Source organism: Streptomyces sp. NPDC037271, assembly GCF_055603605.1.
On record NZ_JBVJVN010000015.1, the window covers coordinates 57400 to 72911 of the forward strand.

A 15512-nucleotide genomic window follows, 5' to 3' on the forward strand; every position below is an offset into this window, starting at 1 on the left:
GTGCCGCGCGGGGTGCCGGCCCTCAGTCGACCGGCCAGGTGTGGACCGGGGCGTTGAGATGCATGTAGTCCATGTACTGCCGGGTCATCCGGCGCAGCGCCTCGTGGCGGCCCGGACGGGCATCGGCGTCGATGTGGTGGAACATCTCCTTCTGCCAGACCGCGCCGTTGCGCCCGGTGACGCACCGCTGCTCGATGATGCCGAGCAGCGGCTCCCGCCACGCCGAGTCCATGCCGGAGAGCTCCAGTCCCCGGTGCGCCAGCGGCAGCAGCCGCCGCAGGACGAGCTCGGGTACGGTCACCTCGCCCATTCCCGGCCAGTACAGCCGTGCCTCGATGCCGTGCCGGGCCGCGGTGTGCAGGTTGTCCTCGGCGACCGAGAAGGACATCCGCGACCACACCGGCCGTTCCTCCTCCACCAGGGCGCGGGTGAGCCCGTAGTAGAAGGCGCCGTTGGCGAGCGTGTCGGCGACGGTCGGACCGGCGGGCAGCACGCGGTTCTCCACCCGGACGTGCGGTGTGTCGTGGGCGACGGCGTAGACGGGCCGGTTCCACCGGTAGATGGTGCCGTTGTGCAGGGTGAGTTCGCCCAGTTCGGGGATGTCACCGCGGTCCAGTGTCTCCACGGGGCTCTGCTCGTCGCACAGGGGCAGCAGGGCCGGGAAATAGCGCAGGTTCTCCTCGAAGAGGTCGAAGACGCTGTTGATCCAGCGCTCCCCGAACCACACCCGGGGCCGCACTCCCTGGGCCTTGATCTCCTGCGGCCGGGTGTCGGTGGCCTGCTCGAACAGCGGGATGCGGCTCTCGTGCCAGAGTTCCTTGCCGAGCAGGAAGGGCGAGTTGGCCGCGAGGGCGACCTGGACGCCGGCGATGGCCTGTGCCGCGTTCCAGTAGTCGGCGAACTCGTCGGGGGACACCTGGAGGTGGAACTGCGTGCTGGTGCAGGCGGCCTCCGGCGTGATCGTGTCGGCGTAGGTCCGCAGGCGGTCCACGCCGTCCACCTCGATGTGCAGGTCCTCGCCGCGGGCGGCGAACACCTGGTCGTTGAGCAGCCGGTAGCGGGGGTTCTCCGACAGCGCGGCCTCGCCCACGTCCGACTGGCGCAGCGTGGGCAGGATACCGACCATGATCAGATGGGCGCCGATCGACTTCGCCCGGTCCTCCGCGTGGTTCAGGGCGGCGCGGATCTCGGTCTCCCAGGCGTCGGGGCCGCCCGCCGTCAGCCGGCGCGGCGGGATGTTGATCTCCAGGTTGAACCGGCCCAGCTCGGTGGACCAGGCGGGGTCCGCGATCGCTTCGAGCGCGTCGCTGTTGCACATCGCCGGCTCGGCCTCGTCGTCGACCAGGTTCAGCTCGATCTCCAGGCCCACCTGGGGGCGCTCGGTCTCGAACCGGGACTCGCGCAGCATCTGCGCGAAGGCCTCGAGGCACTCCTGCATCTTGCTCCGGTACCGGCGGCGGTCCTCGCGGGTGAAGACCAGCGCCGGGACGTCCCGTCCCATCGGCCCTCCCGGGGTTGCCCTTCTCGGACGCCTCTCCACCCCAGCGTCGCATCACCTGGCGCCCCTCACCAGACGGGGACGGGACGGGGGCCCACCGCACCGTGTGCGATGGGCCCCCGTCGGTTCAGGTCCTCGTGCGGCCGGTCAGCCCCTCAGAGCTTGCCGGACTCCCGCACCGTGATCTTCGCGGAGGTGCGGCCCGACGGGGAGGAGCCGTAGCCCTCGACCTTGTCGACCACGTCCGTGCCCTCGACGACCTTGCCGAAGACGACGTGCTTGCCGTCCAGCCAGGGGGTGGGGACGGTGGTGATGAAGAATTGCGAGCCGTTGGTGTTCGGACCGGCGTTCGCCATCGAGAGCAGGTACGGGCCGGTGTGCTTCAGCTGGAAGTTCTCGTCCGCGAACTTCTCGCCGTAGATGCTCTTGCCGCCGGTGCCGTTGCCGTTGGTGAAGTCACCGCCCTGCAGCATGAACTGCGGGATCACGCGGTGGAACGGGGAACCCGCGTAGCCGAAGCCGTGCTCGCCGGTGGCCAGCTCGATGAAGTTCTTGGCGGTCTTGGGCGTGACGTCCTCGAAGAGTTCGAAGACGATGCGGCCCGCATCCTGGCCGTCGATGTCGATGTCGAAGTAAACCTTGGAATTGCTCATCGCACCATTGTGACGTGTGAGCCCCGGTGATGTCGCACCGGCCGTCCCTTCAGCGTGTGGCGAGCAGTCCGAGCGTGTCGATGACCCGGTTCGAGAAGCCCCACTCGTTGTCGTACCAGGCGACCACCTTGACATGGCGGCCGTCGACGCGGGTCAGGGCCGAGTCGAAGATCGACGAGGCCGGGTTGCCCGTGATGTCCGAGGAGACCAGCGGGTCGTCCGAGTATTCGAGTACGCCGGCGAGCGGCCCCTCGGCGGCGGCGCGGTACGCGGCCAGCACGTCGTCGCGCGACACGTCACGGGCGACGGTCGTGTTGAGTTCGACGATCGAACCCACCGGTACCGGCACACGGATGGAGTCGCCCGACAGTTTGCCGTCGAGGTTCGGCAGCACCAGGCCGATCGCCTTGGCGGCGCCCGTCGTGGTCGGCACGATGTTGACCCCGGCGGCGCGGGCACGGCGGGGGTCGCGGTGCGGACCGTCCTGGAGGTTCTGCTCCTGCGTGTAGGCGTGCACCGTGGTCATGAAGCCGTGCTCGATGCCGGCGAGCTCGTCGAGCACCGCGGCCAGCGGCGCGAGCGCGTTGGTCGTGCAGGACGCGTTTGAGACGATCGTGTGCGCGGCCGGGTCGTACGCGTCGGTGTTGACGCCGAACGCGAGGGTGACGTCGGCGCCGTCCGACGGCGCGCTGACCAGGACCTTCCTGGCACCCGCGGCGAGGTGGGCGCGGGCGGCGTCGGCCGAGGTGAAGCGGCCGGTGGCCTCCAGCACGAGGTCGACGCCGAGCTCGGCCCAGGGCAGCCGCGCCGGCTCACGCTCGGCGAGCACCCTGATGCGGCGGCCGTCGACGACGAGGGTGTCCCCGTCGACGGTCACCGGGCGGCCGAGCCGGCCGGCCGTCGAGTCGTAGGCCAGCAGCCGTGCGAGGGTGGCGGGCTCCGTGAGGTCGTTCACCGCCACGACCTCGAGCTTGGTGTCGCGTTCGAGCAGTGCGCGCAGCACGTTGCGCCCGATGCGGCCGAATCCGTTGATGCCGATGCGAGTCATGAGGAGTGCCCTTCCGGTTCGCCTTGCGGTCCGCCACCAGGCTCGCGTGCGGCGTCCGCCCGCGGGAGCGGCGTGAGTGCCACGGTTCGCAAGGATCGCGCCAAACGGCACGCGCCGCGCGGCAGGCCACGCGCCGGGCAAGTCCCTGGCGCTGTGCGTCGGGTCCAAGTGCCGTGAGCGGAGCCCAAGTGCTGTGCGTCGAGCCCAAGTGCCGTGAGCGGAGCTCAGGGGTGTGCGTCGGGTCCAAGTGCTGTGCGCGGAGCCCTGGCGCTGTGCGTCGAGGCCGAGTGCTGTGCGCGGAGCCCTGGCGCTGTGCGTCGAGGCCGAGTGCCGTGCGCGAAGCCCGAGCGCCATGCGCCGAGCCCGAGCGCCGGAGACGGCGCCGGTGGGGTCACCCGCCCTGGGCGAAGGTGCGCCGGTACTCGCTCGGTGTGGTGCCCAGGATGCGCTGGAAGTGCAGCCGCAGATTGGCCCCGGTCCCGAGACCGACGTCGGCGGCGATCTGCTCGACGCTCCGTTCCGAGCGTTCGAGCAGCTCACGGGCCATGTCGATGCGGGCGCGCATGACCCACTGCATCGGCGTGTACCCGGTGTCCTCGACGAAGCGCCGGGAGAAGGTGCGCGCGGACACCGCCGCGTGCCGGGCGAGCGTCTCCAGGGTGAGCGGTTCCCCGAGGCGGCGCAGCGCCCACTCGCGGGTGGCGGCGAACCGCTCGCCCAACGGCTCCGGCACGCTGCGCGGCACGTACTGTGCCTGGCCGCCGCTGCGGTAGGGGGCCGCGACCAGACGCCGGGCCGCGTGGTTCGACGCGGCCACCCCGAGGTCGCCGCGCAGCACGTGCAGGCACAGGTCGATGCCGGAAGCGGCGCCCGCGGACGTCAGCACGCTGCCCTCGTCCACGAACAGCACGTTCTCGTCGACCCGCACCCGAGGGTGCTTCGCCGCGAGCGCCCGCGTGTAGTGCCAGTGCGTCGTGGCGCGCCTGCCGTCGAGCAGGCCGGTGGCGGCGAGCGCGAAGGCGCCCGTGGAGATGGCGGCGAGCCGCGCGCCCCGGTCGTGGGCTGCCGTCAGCGCGTCGACGACGGTCCGCGGCGGGTCGTCGAGGTCGGGGGACCGGTAACCCGGGAGGAAGACCACGTCGGCCCACGCCAGCGCGTCGAGGCCGTGGGCGACGTGGTACGAGAGGCCGTCACCGCCGGTCACGAGGCCGGGCGCCGCGCCGCACACCCGCACCTCGTACGGCATGCTCGCGCGCGTCGTGAACACCTGCGCCGGGATACCGACATCGAGCGGTTTCGCACCGTCGAGCACAAGGACGGCGACGCGACGCAGGCGGGAGGACGGCACGGAGGACAGCGTACGGGGCGCGGGCGCGGGTCAGCTCAGGCCGAGGACCCTCATGGTGTGCTCGGCCATGCGCCGCTCGCCGAGGGCGTTGGGGTGGACGGGGACGAGGCTGTGACCGAACAGGAGTGGTTCGATCCACCGGATGCCGACGGCCTTGCAGGCGTCGTGGCCCTCGGACGCCTGTGAGAAGTCCACATAGGTGGCCCCGGTCTCCTCCGCAGCGCGCTCGACGACGGCGTTGAGGTGCGCCTGGATGCCCCGCAGGTAGGGCACGTCACCGGCGGCGATCGGCAGTTTCGCGAAGCAGGACGGGTCGGCGGCGGCCGGTGTGATCCACGGGTAACCCAGGGCTGCCACACGGGCGTTGGGAGCCTTGGCGCGGACGCTGCGCAGTGCGTTCTTGAGCGCCGGATAGGTGTTGGCCTCGATCTGGTCGGTGAAGGACGTGCCGTGCCTGTCCTTGCAGGGGCTGCCCTTCCCGCCGCTGAGGACGCCCGCGGTGCCGCAGGCCGTGATGGCGTTGATGAACGTGCCGTTGTCGTTGCCGCCGATGGTCAGCGTGACCAGGTCCGTGTCGGCGCTGAGCGCGTCCACCTGGGGAGCGACGCCCGGGTACTGGGCCTGCGTGAAGTGGGCGGTCTGCGCGGCACCGCAGGTGACGTCCTTCAGGCGGGCGCCCGTGGTGGCCGCGATGACGTGGGGATAGTTCGCCGTGGAGCGCAGGCAGAGCAGATTGGTGGGATCGACGGGCAGGACGCCCGAGCCGGCACTGTAGCTGTCGCCGAGGGCGACGTAGTCCAGGGAGGGCGTGGCGTGCGCGGTGGCGTCGGTGAGACCGAGGGCCAGCGTGCCGACCGCGGCAATTGTCGCGGTCATGACATGTCGCAGGGCATGCTTCGGCATCTGCTCTCTCTTCTCGAGGTGTGGGCGCGGGACGTGCGGGCACGCGACCGCTGGTTACTGCTCGGTTCTACTTTTAAGTAATGTGCACGCGCCCTGACTTCGAGTCAACGTTGTTGACAGGACTTCTTGCAGAGGGTGCCGGGAGTCGTGTTGCTTCTCGATCGGTCCGATCGAGAGTCGACCGGTTCCTGGACGTCCACATCCTTGACCGGCACCGAAAAGGCGTTGCCCGCCGTCGGAACCTGTGGTGAGGATGTGCCGACCAAGCAAGATCACCACCGGCACGGGGGTGTTCCTGCCCCCGCACCCCTCCTGGAGGAACGCCTTGCCCGACCCCATGCCCCAGGTACGCCCCGCGGCGCGGGAGGACCTGCCCGCAGCCGTACGGACACTGGCCCGCGCCTTCGCGGACTACCCCTTCACCAGGCACGTGGTCGCGGCCGACGACCACCAGGAGCGGGTGCGCCGCTTCCAGGAACTGTTCCTGGCGCGGGTCGCGATGGCGTACGGCCGTGCCTGGGTCACCGACGACGGCCGTGCCGTCGCCGCCTGGACGACGCCGGAGCGGGATCCGGGGCCCGCCTTCGCCGAGGTCGGGCCCCTGGTCGCCGAGCTCGCGGGAGACCGGGCGGCGGCCATGGAGTCCGCCGAGCGCGCGCTGGATCCGTACCGCCCGAACGACCCGGTGTGGTTCCTCGCCACCGTGGGGGTGGACCCGAGCGCCCAGGGCACAGGTCTGGGCACCGCGGTCCTCAGGCCCGGCCTCGAGGCGGCCGAGCGTGCGGGGTACCCGGCCTTCCTGGAGACCTCGGACGCGGGCAACGTACGGTTCTACGAACGCCTCGGCTTCGAGGTGACGGCCGAGGTGAGCCTGCCGGACGACGGTCCGCTCACCTGGTGCATGCTCCGCAGGCCCGGCCGCTGACCGAGCGGGACCGGCCCCTCCCGGCCGTGGACGCCCGTTCCGCGGCGCGCAGGGGATGCGGCGCCGGTCCCGTCTTTCCGCTCGCCCCGCCTTCCCGTTCCCTCCCGCCGTATTCGGAGCCGACGCCGTGATCCCGACCGGGACCGACCTGGCCGACGCCGTGCACCACGCGGCCCGCGCCGCCTTCCAGGACCTGTTCCGGGACCACCCCGACCACTGCTTCTACTACTGCACCCTGGTGACCCCCGGCGAGGCCTACGGGCCGGCGCTGTCCGCCTGGTCGCTCCAGGCACTGGCGGCGGAGGCGGCACGGCACGGCTGCCCGCCGCTCGACCTCAAGTGGTCCTACGCCGATTCCCCGTTCCACTGCTACGGCGAACGGCATCTGGAGCCGGTACGGCCCCTGTTCGCGGCCCGGGGGGATCTCTTCGACCTGCCCGACGGCGAGGGGGAGGCCGAGTTCGACCTGAGGCTGCGGGCGATGGAGACGGCCATGGCCCGACTGGACGCGGAGGGACTCTTCGGCACGGGCCGTGAACGCCACTCGGTCGTCGTCAACGTCGAGGTCGTGCCGCCCGACACGGGCAACGACGAGCGGGCGCTGCGGCTCAACCCGCCCGAGGCACTGGGGGACTGGCTGGAGGAGGCCGCCGTGCTGGAGGACGCCTGAGCGGCGCGTACGGGAACCCGGGCTGTTCTAAAGTGACTACCACCAGTTCAGACAACCGCGGACCTGTGAGGTACTCACCAGCCATGCCGACCGAAACGTTTGAGTTCCAGGTCGAGGCACGTCAGCTCCTGCAGCTGATGATTCACTCCGTCTACTCGAACAAGGACGTCTTCCTTCGCGAGCTCGTCTCCAACGCCTCCGACGCGCTGGACAAGCTGCGCCTCGCCGCCCTGCGGGACGACGCTCCCGACGTCGACGTGACCGACCTGCACATCGAGCTCGAGGCCGACAAGGAGGCCCGCACCCTCACCGTGCGGGACAACGGCATCGGAATGTCGTACGACGAGGTCACGCACCTCATCGGCACCATCGCCAACTCGGGTACGGCCAAGTTCCTTCAGGAGCTGCGCGAGGCCAAGGACGCCGCGGGGGCCGACGGGCTCATCGGCCAGTTCGGCGTCGGCTTTTACTCCGGCTTCATGGTGGCGGACGAGGTCACCCTGGTGACCCGCCGCGCCGGCGAGACCCAGGGCACCCGCTGGACGTCGCGCGGAGAGGGCACGTACACCCTGGAGACGGTCGACGAGGCGCCGCAGGGAACCTCCGTCACCCTCCACCTCAAGCCGGCGGACTCCGAGAACCAGCTCCACGACTACACCTCCGCCTGGAAGATCAAGGAGATCGTCAAGCGCTACTCGGACTTCATCACCTGGCCGATCCGCCTCCTGCCGGAGCGGGGCGACGACGACGCCGAGGCCCGCGAGGCCGAGACGCTCAACTCGATGAAGGCCCTGTGGGCACGCCCGCGCGACGAGGTGTCCGAAGACGAGTACCACGAGCTGTACAAGCACATCTCCCACGACTGGCGCGAACCGCTGGAGACGATCCGGCTGCAGGCGGAGGGCACCTTCGAGTACCAGGCCCTGCTCTTCGTGCCCTCGCACGCCCCGCACGACCTGTTCACCCAGGGGTACCAGCGCGGCGTACAGCTGTATGTGAAGCGCGTCTTCATCATGGACGACTGCGAGGAACTGCTCCCGCCCTATCTCCGCTTCGTCAAGGGCGTCGTCGACGCGCAGGACCTCTCGCTGAACGTCTCCCGCGAGATCCTCCAGCAGGACCGCCACATCCGCATGATCCAGCGCCGCCTGACCAAGAAGGTCCTGGCCACGGTCAAGGACCTGATGGGGTCCGCGCCGGACCGCTACGCCACCTTCTGGCGGGAGTTCGGCGCCGTCCTGAAGGAAGGACTGGTGACCGACTCCGACAACCGGGACGCGATCCTCGCCGCCTCCTCGTTCGCGAGCACGCACGACGCCGACGAGCCGACCACGCTGAAGGCCTACGTGGAGCGGATGAAGGACGGCCAGGACGCCGTCTACTTCATGACGGGCGAATCCCGGCAGGCCATCGAGAACTCCCCGCACATGGAGGCGTTCCGGGCCAAGGGCGTCGAGGTCCTGCTGCTCACCGACGCCGTGGACGAGGTGTGGGCCGACGCGGTGGGGGAGTACGACGGCAAGCCGCTGCGCTCGGTGGCCAAGGGCGAGATCGACCTCGCCGGTACCGAGGACGAGAAGACCGACGCCGAGAAGGACAAGCAGGGCGAGGAGTACGCCGGCCTGCTCGGGTGGATGACGGAGCACCTGGGTGAGGACGTCAAGGAGGTCCGCCTCTCCTCCCGCCTCACGGTCTCGCCGGCCTGTGTGGTCTCCGACGCGCACGAGCTCACGCCCGCGCTGGAGAACATGTACCGGGCGATGGGCCAGGAGGTCCCCCGCGCCAAGCGGATCCTCGAACTCAACCCGGAGCACCAGTTGGTGAAGTCCCTGAACCGGGCCTACACCCAGCAGGAGGACCGGACGGAGCTCACCGAGACCGCCGAACTCGTCCACGCCCTGGCGGTACTCGCCGAGGGAGGCCGGCCGCAGGAGCCCGCCCGATTCGTGAAGCTGATGGCGGATCGCCTGGAGCGGACCCTGTAACCACGTCGGCCGACGTCCGGCCGGGCCGCACGCGTCCAGGACCTCCACGAGACCGGCGCGTCCGGGAAACGGGACGGAAGCAGGGGCCCGCCGGGCCGAGTCGACGACCGAGCGCGCGCCGTCGCGGAGACCGCACGGCGCGCGCATCCGGCACGCGAACGCCTCAAAGGGCTACTGCCGTGCCGGCCCCCGTGTCGCACCGCCGCTCGGGCTCCGCCTCGGGCAACCTCGGCATCGCTCTCCTCGGCTGCCTGACCGGCCGGGCACACGGAGGCTGCCGAGCATCCCCGATCCGCTTGATCCGCTTGATCACCTTGATCTAGGTGATCAAGCGGATCGCGTCGCGGTGGCCTCGGTCCGGTGGCTGGCACCACGTGCACCGAACCCGGTCGACGGCGGCACGGAGGACGTGGGCGCGGTCAGCGCACACCGTGCTCAGGATCAGCGCACCCCGTGGTCGGCGGACGCCGTGACCGGCGGGACACCGCCTGCCCCCGCCGGACGATGTACGGCCTCCGCGCCGAGGCCCGCGCGGTGGCCGGCCGCCGACCCACGGGGCAGGAAGGGCCGCGCCGCCGGCCGCCGGCCCACGGCAGGGAGGGCCGCGCTGCGGGGTGCTCCGGCATGTCGCCCTGTCCACTCCGCCATCCACATGGCGAGACGGCGTGGCGCCCGGAACGTCTCACTCCGTATATTCGCACGCATGTATGCATCGGCTCCGTTGCTGTGCCTCGCGCTCTTCGCGAACTCGGCGTGGTGCGTCGACGACGGCCTCTGTCGCCGCTGAGCCCCGCACCGGCCGCGTGAACCGCGTCGCCGGTCCGCCAGCGCCACGCCCGCCGTCCCCGTGCACCACACCGGAGATCTTCCGTGACCACCGCACCCCCAGCCGGGTCGACCCCGGCCGCGCCGCCGCGCGCGCCCGCGGCCCTGTTCACCCCGTCCCCCACCTCCTCCGCCCGGCCCGAGGCGCCGCCGCTGCCCCCGGTACGCCGGACGCCGCTCGCGGTGTCCGGCCTGCTCGCCGTAGCACTGACCGCGTACGTGTGGTCAGCGCACGGCGCCAAGCCGGGCGTACTGCTCCTGCTCGGCCTCGGCCTGGGCGTCGCCCTCTTCCACTCCCGGTTCGGCTTCACCTCCGCCTGGCGGCAGCTGGTCGCCGTCGGCAACGGCGCCGGGCTGCGGGCGCACGCCCTGCTGCTCGGCACCACGGCCACCCTGTTCGCGCTGCTCATCGGCACGGGCACCGGACTCTTCGGCTCCCAGCCGGCCCCGTCCGCCGGGCCGATCGGAGTCGGTCTCCTCGCCGGCTCGGCGCTCTTCGCGATCGGCATGCAGCTCGGTGGTGCCTGCGCCTCGGGCACCCTCTTCGCCGTCGGCTCGGGGCAGGGGTCGGTGGTGCTGACGCTCGGCGGCTTCATCGCGGGCGCCACCCTCGCGGCCTGGCAGTTCGACCTGTGGAAGGACCTCCCGGCCTGGGAACCCGTCGTGCTGTCCGATCACATCGGCTGGTTCGGCTCCTGGGCGGTGACGATCGTCGCCCTGCTGCTGGTGGTCCTGGCCACCCGGCGTGTCCAGGCCCGCCGCAACCCGCCGCCGCTCGGGGCCGTGCCCTCGGCGCGCGGCGCGGCCCTCCGCGTCGTCCGCGGCTCCTGGCCGCTGGCCGCGGGCGCCCTCGCGCTGGCCGTGCTCGGCGCGGGCGTCCTGCTGGTCTCCGGTGGAGCCTGGGGCGTCACGAGCGCCTTCAGCCTGTGGGGCTCGGAGCTGGTCGGCGCGCTCGGCGGCCACCCGGAGGACTGGACGTGGTGGCAGCGGCCCGGCAACGCCGAGATGCTGGCGGGCCCGGTACTCGCCGACAAGACCAGCCTCACCGACATCGGCATCATGATCGGCGCGGCGGTCGCCGCGGCGGTCGGCGGTACCTGGGCCCTGCACCGGCGCATCCCCTGGCGCACGGCGGTCGCGGCGGTGCTCGGCGGCGTGCTGATGGGCATCGGCGCCCGCCTGGCCGGCGGCTGCAACATCGGCGCCTATCTGGCGGGCATCGCCTCGGGCAGCCTCAGCGGCTGGCTGTGGGGAGCCTTCGCACTGGCCGGCACGTGGGTGGGCCTCAAGCTGCGCCCCCTGTTCGGTCTGGGCAACCCCAAGCCGGGCGACGGCGTCTGCTGAGACACGGGATGCCCGTGCGGCGCAGGGGTCAGGCCTGTGCCGCACGGGCGGCTACGGGGCGCGTCGGTCCGTGGTGGTGACGCGGGCGACGGCCTCCACGGTGAGCGCCCGCCCGTGGGGCTCACGGGCCAGCGCGCGGTGCAGCGTCAGTCCCTCGATGAGGGCGTCGAGCTGGCGGGCCGTGTCCGGGTCGAAGTGCTTCTCCAGATGGACGCGGCTGCGGCGCATCCACTCGTGGGTGAGTTCCCGGTAGGCCGGCCGGCGTGCGGCGAGGGTGTACAGCTCCTGGGTGAGGACCAGGTCCCGCTGGCTTCCCTCGGACAGGAGGTGCACGAGGTCGGCCACGGCTTCCCGGGCCTGGTCGCGGTCGGCCGCGGCACCGAGGTGGGCGTCGAACACGGCGACGATGTGGTCGGTGAAGCGGCCGAACGCCTCCCGCAGCAGTTGGTCGATGCCGCTGAAGTGGTAGGTCATGGAGCCCAGGGGGACCCCGGCGCGCGTGGCGATCTTCCGGTGGGAGACGCGCGCGATGCCCTCCTCGGCGATCAGGTCGAGCGTGGCGGCGATGATGCGTTCACGCCGCTGCGGATCCGTGTGCCCGGTTGCCATGGGAGCAGGCTCACACCTTCCGCACCGGCCGGGCGGGGTTGCCCACGGCCACCACGTTCGCGGGCACGTCCTTCGTGACGACCGCGCCGGCGCCGATGACGGCGTTGTCGCCGATGGTCACGCCGGGCAGGACGACGGCGCCACCGCCCAGCCAGACGTTGTCCCCGATGGTGATGGGCCGGGCGGCCTCCAGCTTGTCCCGCCGGGGCTCGGCCTCGAGGGGGTGCGTCGGGGTGAGCAACTGGACGCCCGGCCCGATCTGGCAGTCCTCGCCGATGGTGATCGCCGCGACGTCCAGCGCGGTCAGGTTGTAGTTGACGAAGGTGCGCGCGCCGATCGTGATGTTGCTGCCGTAGTCGACGTACAGCGGTGGCCGCACGTGCGCCTCGGCGCCCAGGGAACCGAGCAGCTCCGCGAGGATCGGCCGCGCGGCCGCCGCGTCCTGCGCGTACGCGGCCTGGTAGCGGGCCGCCAGCCGCACGGCCTGCTGCTGTCTGCGGGCGATCTCGGGATCATCGGCGATGTAGAGGTCGCCCGCCTCCATGCGTTCGAGGTTCGTGCGGGGGTCCTGCGCGAAGTAGTCCGTCGGCATGCGCACGATCGTACCCTCGGAGCGTACGAACGTACACTCGTGGGCGGTATGCCGACCGGAAATCGCCCCCGCGCGGCGGACGCCTCTCAGTGCCGCCGGGGCCGCGGTACACCGGCGCACAGGAGCACGAGCAGCCCCGCGACCGGCACCACCAGCAGCCCCACCCGCAGACTCGCCGCGTCGGCGACCAGTCCCACGGCCGGCGGCGAGAGCAGGAAGCCCCAGCCGCATGAGCCAGAAGACGGTGGTCAGCCCCGGCCCCGGTTTCAGGCCGGGCACCTCGTCGGCCTCGTGCATCGCCGCCGGAACCAGGGCGCCGCCCCGACGAGGACGTCTCCCGGCTGCTCGCGGTGGCCCGGTGGGACCGGCCGGGGACCACATCACCGGGCATGTACGGACGTCATGCCGGGCACCGTCACCGACCTCGAAGCGGCGGTCCCACCTCGTTAAACTGGCGCTCGCCGTAACGCACAGCGCACTGAGGAGACCGGATGCCGGCACACGACCCGTCCGTCTCCGACGACGCGGCCGGGCCGCGGGGACCGTCCGCGGCGCCGGTCCGCCAGGTGCTGTCCGACAGCGTCTACGAGGACGTCAAGGCCATGGTCATGGACCACCAGATCGCCCCCGGGGCCCGCGTCGGCATCGAGGCCCTGGCCCGCACGCTCAACGTCTCACCGACCCCCGTGCGCGAGGCCCTGGCCCGGCTGGAGGCCGACGGTCTCGTCGTCAAGCGCTCCCTGTCCGGGTACCGGGCGACCGAACTGCTGACCCGTCAGGGAGTGGAGGAGCTGTTCGAGATGCGGCTGCTCCTGGAGCCGCGAGCCGCGGCCCTGGCCGCCCGGCACGCCGACGAGTCCCAGCTCGACGCCGTCGAGACGATCCTGGAGGACATGCAGGCCCACCCCGGCCCCGCCGGACCGTACGCGGCCTACCGGGACTTCGCCGCCCTGGACCAGCGTTTCCACGACGCGATCGCCGAGGCCGCCGGCCGGCCCCTGCTCGCGGACGCGGTCGAGCGGCTCCACTCCCACCTGCACATCTTCCGCCTCAGCAGCCTGCAGAGCGACGGCGCCCCGACCCTCGCGGAGCACGAGCGGGTGGTGCGTGCGATCCTGCGCCGCAGCGCCGAACGTGCCGCCGAGGCGATGGCGGACCACCTCACCCGCAGCCTGGAACGCCGGCTCAGCCGGCTCGGACCCGGCTGACGCCGCACCTCACCCGCTGTGAACGCCGGTGCCGGTCATCCCGCCATCCGGTAGACGCGCCGGGCGGTGCCCGACCACACCTCGTCCCGCTCGGGCGCGGTGAGCGAGGCGGTCAGCTCCCCGGCGATGCCGAGGACGTCGCGGTAGCGGGCGGCGAGGGTGCTCACCGGCCAGTCGGAGCCGAACATGAGCCGCCGTGGGCCGAAGGCGTCGAGCACCGTGTCGGCGTACGGCCGGAGGTCGCCGACGGTCCACGACCGCCGGTCGGCCTCGGTGACCATGCCGGACAGCTTGCAGACCGTGTTCGGCAGGGCGGCCAGCGCACGTACCTGCCGGGCCCACGGCTCCCGTCTGCCCGACGCGATCGGCGGCTTGCCGAGATGGTCGAGGACGAAGGTGAGTCCGGGGACGGCGGCTGCCGCCCTCGTGGCCGACGGCAGCTGGTGCGGGAGGACCACGAGGTCGTGGACGAGTCCGGCCGCCGCGACCGCGCGCAGCCCGCGCAGCACCTCGGGCCGTGTCAGCCAGTCCGGGTCGGACTCGGCCTGGACCTGGTGCCGGATGCCGCGCAGGAACCCGCCGCCGGGCAGTGAGCGCAGCCGCGCCAGTTCGTCGGCGACCCCGGGTGACGTCAGATCGGTCCATCCGACGACCGCTCCGACCACGTCGCTGCCCGCGGCCAGCGCCAGCAGCTCCGGTGTCTCCTCGGGCACGGTGACCGTCTGCACGAGCACCGAGGCCGCCACGTCCGTCTCGCGGATCTCGGCCTCGAACTCCGCGAGGAGGAACGAGCGCCGCAGCGGGGCGAGTTCCGGACCGGTGATCCACCCTTGGTCGCGAACTGCGAGGTCCCAGACGTGATGGTGGGCGTCGACGACGCTCATGCTCCTCCCCGGACCGGCACCGGTACCTCACCGGGCAACAGACCCCGCATCCGCAGGCCCTCCCAGACGGTGTCCGGGACGGGACGGTGGAACTGCTCGGCCGCGTCCCGGACCTGGGCGGCCGACCGCGCCCCGACGAGGACGGAGGCGACCGCCGGATGCCCGAAGGGAAAGCGCAGCGCGGCCGCACGCAAGGGCACTCCGTACGCCTCGGCGACGTCGCGCATCCGCACGGCCCGGCGCAGGACGCCGGAGGGAGCCGCCGCGTAGTCGTAGGTGGCACCCGGCGACGGATCGGCCAGCAGCCCGGAGTTGAAGACACCGCCGATGATCACACTCTTGCCGGCCGCCGACGCGGCGGGCAGCAGGGTGTCCAGCGCGCCCTGTTCGAGAAGGGTGTAGCGCCCCGCGCACAGCACGGCGTCGACGTCCGTTTCCGTCAGGAAGCGCGTCAGCATGCGCGTCTGGTTCATTCCCGCGCCGATCGCCCGTACGACCCCCTGCGACCGCAGCTCCTCCAGTGCCGGATAGGCCTCCCGGAACGCCTGCTCCTCGTGGTCGTCCGGATCGTGCAGCAGGACGAGGTCGACGCGGTCGAGCCCGAGGCGGGTGAGGCTGTCCTCCAGCGAGCGGCGCACACCGTTGGCACTGAAGTCCCACTGCCGCCGGTGGGTGGCCGGTACGGCGAAGCCGTGGGCCAGGTCGTCGCCGCCGCCGTCGTGCGGGACGAGCACTCGTCCCACCTTGGTGGACAGCGTGAACTCGTCGCGGGGCCTGTTCCTGAGGGCCTCGCCCAGTCTGCGTTCCGACAGGCCGATGCCGTAGTGCGGGGCGGTGTCGAAGTAGCGGACGCCCGCCTCCCAGGCGGCGTCCACGGCAGCCGCCGCCTGCTCCGCGCCCACGTGCTCGTAGAGACCGGCGACGGCCGCGGCGCCGAACCCCAGGGCGGTGACGGGGACATCGCCGCGACCGAGGGTGCGGCTCGGCAGCGACGGGGCGGCACCACCGCCGTCCGGCCGC

The 15512-nt window shown here is 72.0% G+C and carries 14 protein-coding genes and 1 pseudogene; 5 read left to right on the forward strand and 10 right to left on the reverse strand.

Annotated features, from left to right (window positions below; all coding sequences use genetic code 11):
• Positions 1-22 precede the first annotated feature (22 nt).
• From ACZ7G3_RS24055 to ACZ7G3_RS24075, 5 genes are all read right to left on the reverse strand, one after another.
• On the reverse strand, positions 23-1501 hold the full coding sequence (locus tag ACZ7G3_RS24055) for a glutamate-cysteine ligase family protein (RefSeq protein ID WP_426599038.1): 1479 nt from the start codon (positions 1499-1501) through the stop codon (positions 23-25).
• A 152-nt stretch (positions 1502-1653) separates the two neighbouring features.
• On the reverse strand, positions 1654-2151 hold the full coding sequence (locus tag ACZ7G3_RS24060; RefSeq protein WP_426520184.1) for a peptidylprolyl isomerase: 498 nt from the start codon (positions 2149-2151) through the stop codon (positions 1654-1656).
• Between the two features lie 49 nt (positions 2152-2200).
• On the reverse strand, positions 2201-3199 hold the full coding sequence (gap, locus tag ACZ7G3_RS24065) for a type I glyceraldehyde-3-phosphate dehydrogenase (RefSeq protein WP_426599039.1): 999 nt from the start codon (positions 3197-3199) through the stop codon (positions 2201-2203).
• A 391-nt stretch (positions 3200-3590) separates the two neighbouring features.
• The gene (locus ACZ7G3_RS24070; RefSeq protein WP_470928190.1) at positions 3591-4547 is read right to left on the reverse strand and encodes a GlxA family transcriptional regulator; all 957 of its coding nucleotides are present in this window, start codon (positions 4545-4547) and stop codon (positions 3591-3593) included.
• A gap of 30 nt (positions 4548-4577) precedes the next feature.
• Positions 4578-5450 carry an SGNH/GDSL hydrolase family protein gene (locus tag ACZ7G3_RS24075; protein ID WP_470928191.1) on the reverse strand — a complete coding sequence of 291 codons (873 nt, stop codon included), beginning with the start codon at positions 5448-5450 and terminating at the stop codon, positions 4578-4580.
• A 337-nt stretch (positions 5451-5787) separates the two neighbouring features.
• Between ACZ7G3_RS24075 and ACZ7G3_RS24080 the strand changes: the two genes are divergently transcribed.
• From ACZ7G3_RS24080 to ACZ7G3_RS24095, 4 genes are all read left to right on the forward strand, one after another.
• Positions 5788-6375 (forward strand): GNAT family N-acetyltransferase, encoded by a 588-nt coding sequence (locus tag ACZ7G3_RS24080; RefSeq protein WP_470928261.1) that lies wholly within the window; start codon positions 5788-5790, stop codon positions 6373-6375.
• 127 nt (positions 6376-6502) lie between these two features.
• Positions 6503-7045 carry a DUF4303 domain-containing protein gene (locus tag ACZ7G3_RS24085; RefSeq protein ID WP_470928192.1) on the forward strand — a complete coding sequence of 181 codons (543 nt, stop codon included), beginning with the start codon at positions 6503-6505 and terminating at the stop codon, positions 7043-7045.
• 83 nt (positions 7046-7128) lie between these two features.
• Positions 7129-9030: a molecular chaperone HtpG gene (htpG, locus tag ACZ7G3_RS24090; protein ID WP_426599044.1), complete on the forward strand. Its 1902-nt coding sequence runs from the start codon at positions 7129-7131 to the stop codon at positions 9028-9030.
• An 870-nt stretch (positions 9031-9900) separates the two neighbouring features.
• Entirely contained in the window at positions 9901-11199 is a 1299-nt protein-coding gene (locus ACZ7G3_RS24095) for a YeeE/YedE family protein (protein ID WP_470928193.1), read from the forward strand.
• 51 nt (positions 11200-11250) lie between these two features.
• Here ACZ7G3_RS24095 and ACZ7G3_RS24100 read toward each other — a convergent pair whose 3' ends face one another.
• The 3 genes and pseudogenes from ACZ7G3_RS24100 to ACZ7G3_RS24110 all read right to left on the reverse strand — a co-directional run.
• Positions 11251-11808, reverse strand: coding sequence for a TetR/AcrR family transcriptional regulator (locus ACZ7G3_RS24100; protein WP_470928194.1), 558 nt, complete (start codon positions 11806-11808; stop codon positions 11251-11253).
• 10 nt (positions 11809-11818) lie between these two features.
• Positions 11819-12400 (reverse strand): sugar O-acetyltransferase, encoded by a 582-nt coding sequence (locus tag ACZ7G3_RS24105; protein WP_470928195.1) that lies wholly within the window; start codon positions 12398-12400, stop codon positions 11819-11821.
• 86 nt (positions 12401-12486) lie between these two features.
• Positions 12487-12712, reverse strand: a pseudogene (locus ACZ7G3_RS24110) (MFS transporter); the annotation flags it as partial.
• 179 nt (positions 12713-12891) lie between these two features.
• On the opposite strand from ACZ7G3_RS24110, the gene ACZ7G3_RS24115 reads away from it, so the two are divergent.
• Entirely contained in the window at positions 12892-13608 is a 717-nt protein-coding gene (locus tag ACZ7G3_RS24115) for a GntR family transcriptional regulator (RefSeq protein WP_426599048.1), read from the forward strand.
• 35 nt (positions 13609-13643) lie between these two features.
• Here the strand turns inward: ACZ7G3_RS24115 and ACZ7G3_RS24120 are convergent, their stop codons facing one another.
• Both ACZ7G3_RS24120 and ACZ7G3_RS24125 read right to left on the reverse strand, forming a co-directional pair.
• The gene (locus ACZ7G3_RS24120; protein WP_470928196.1) at positions 13644-14492 is read right to left on the reverse strand and encodes an amidohydrolase family protein; all 849 of its coding nucleotides are present in this window, start codon (positions 14490-14492) and stop codon (positions 13644-13646) included.
• Entirely contained in the window at positions 14489-15481 is a 993-nt protein-coding gene (locus ACZ7G3_RS24125) for an aldo/keto reductase (RefSeq protein WP_470928262.1), read from the reverse strand. Before ACZ7G3_RS24125 ends, ACZ7G3_RS24120 begins: the two co-directional genes overlap by 4 nt.
• Positions 15482-15512: the final 31 nt, after the last annotated feature.

Bases quoted from the DNA above. Each gene is read 5' to 3' on its own strand.
- ACZ7G3_RS24055 (WP_426599038.1), bottom strand. From the start codon at position 1,501: ATGGGACGGGACGTCCCGGCGCTGGTCTTCACCCGCGAGGACCGCCGC.
- ACZ7G3_RS24060 (WP_426520184.1), bottom strand. From the start codon at position 2,151: ATGAGCAATTCCAAGGTTTACTTCGACATCGACATCGACGGCCAGGAT.
- gap (WP_426599039.1), bottom strand. From the start codon at position 3,199: ATGACTCGCATCGGCATCAACGGATTCGGCCGCATCGGGCGCAACGTG.
- ACZ7G3_RS24075 (WP_470928191.1), bottom strand. From the start codon at position 5,450: ATGCCGAAGCATGCCCTGCGACATGTCATGACCGCGACAATTGCCGCG.
- ACZ7G3_RS24080 (WP_470928261.1), top strand. From the start codon at position 5,788: ATGCCCCAGGTACGCCCCGCGGCGCGGGAGGACCTGCCCGCAGCCGTA.
- htpG (WP_426599044.1), top strand. From the start codon at position 7,129: ATGCCGACCGAAACGTTTGAGTTCCAGGTCGAGGCACGTCAGCTCCTG.
- ACZ7G3_RS24100 (WP_470928194.1), bottom strand. From the start codon at position 11,808: ATGGCAACCGGGCACACGGATCCGCAGCGGCGTGAACGCATCATCGCC.
- ACZ7G3_RS24105 (WP_470928195.1), bottom strand. From the start codon at position 12,400: ATGCCGACGGACTACTTCGCGCAGGACCCCCGCACGAACCTCGAACGC.
- ACZ7G3_RS24115 (WP_426599048.1), top strand. From the start codon at position 12,892: ATGCCGGCACACGACCCGTCCGTCTCCGACGACGCGGCCGGGCCGCGG.
- ACZ7G3_RS24120 (WP_470928196.1), bottom strand. From the start codon at position 14,492: ATGAGCGTCGTCGACGCCCACCATCACGTCTGGGACCTCGCAGTTCGC.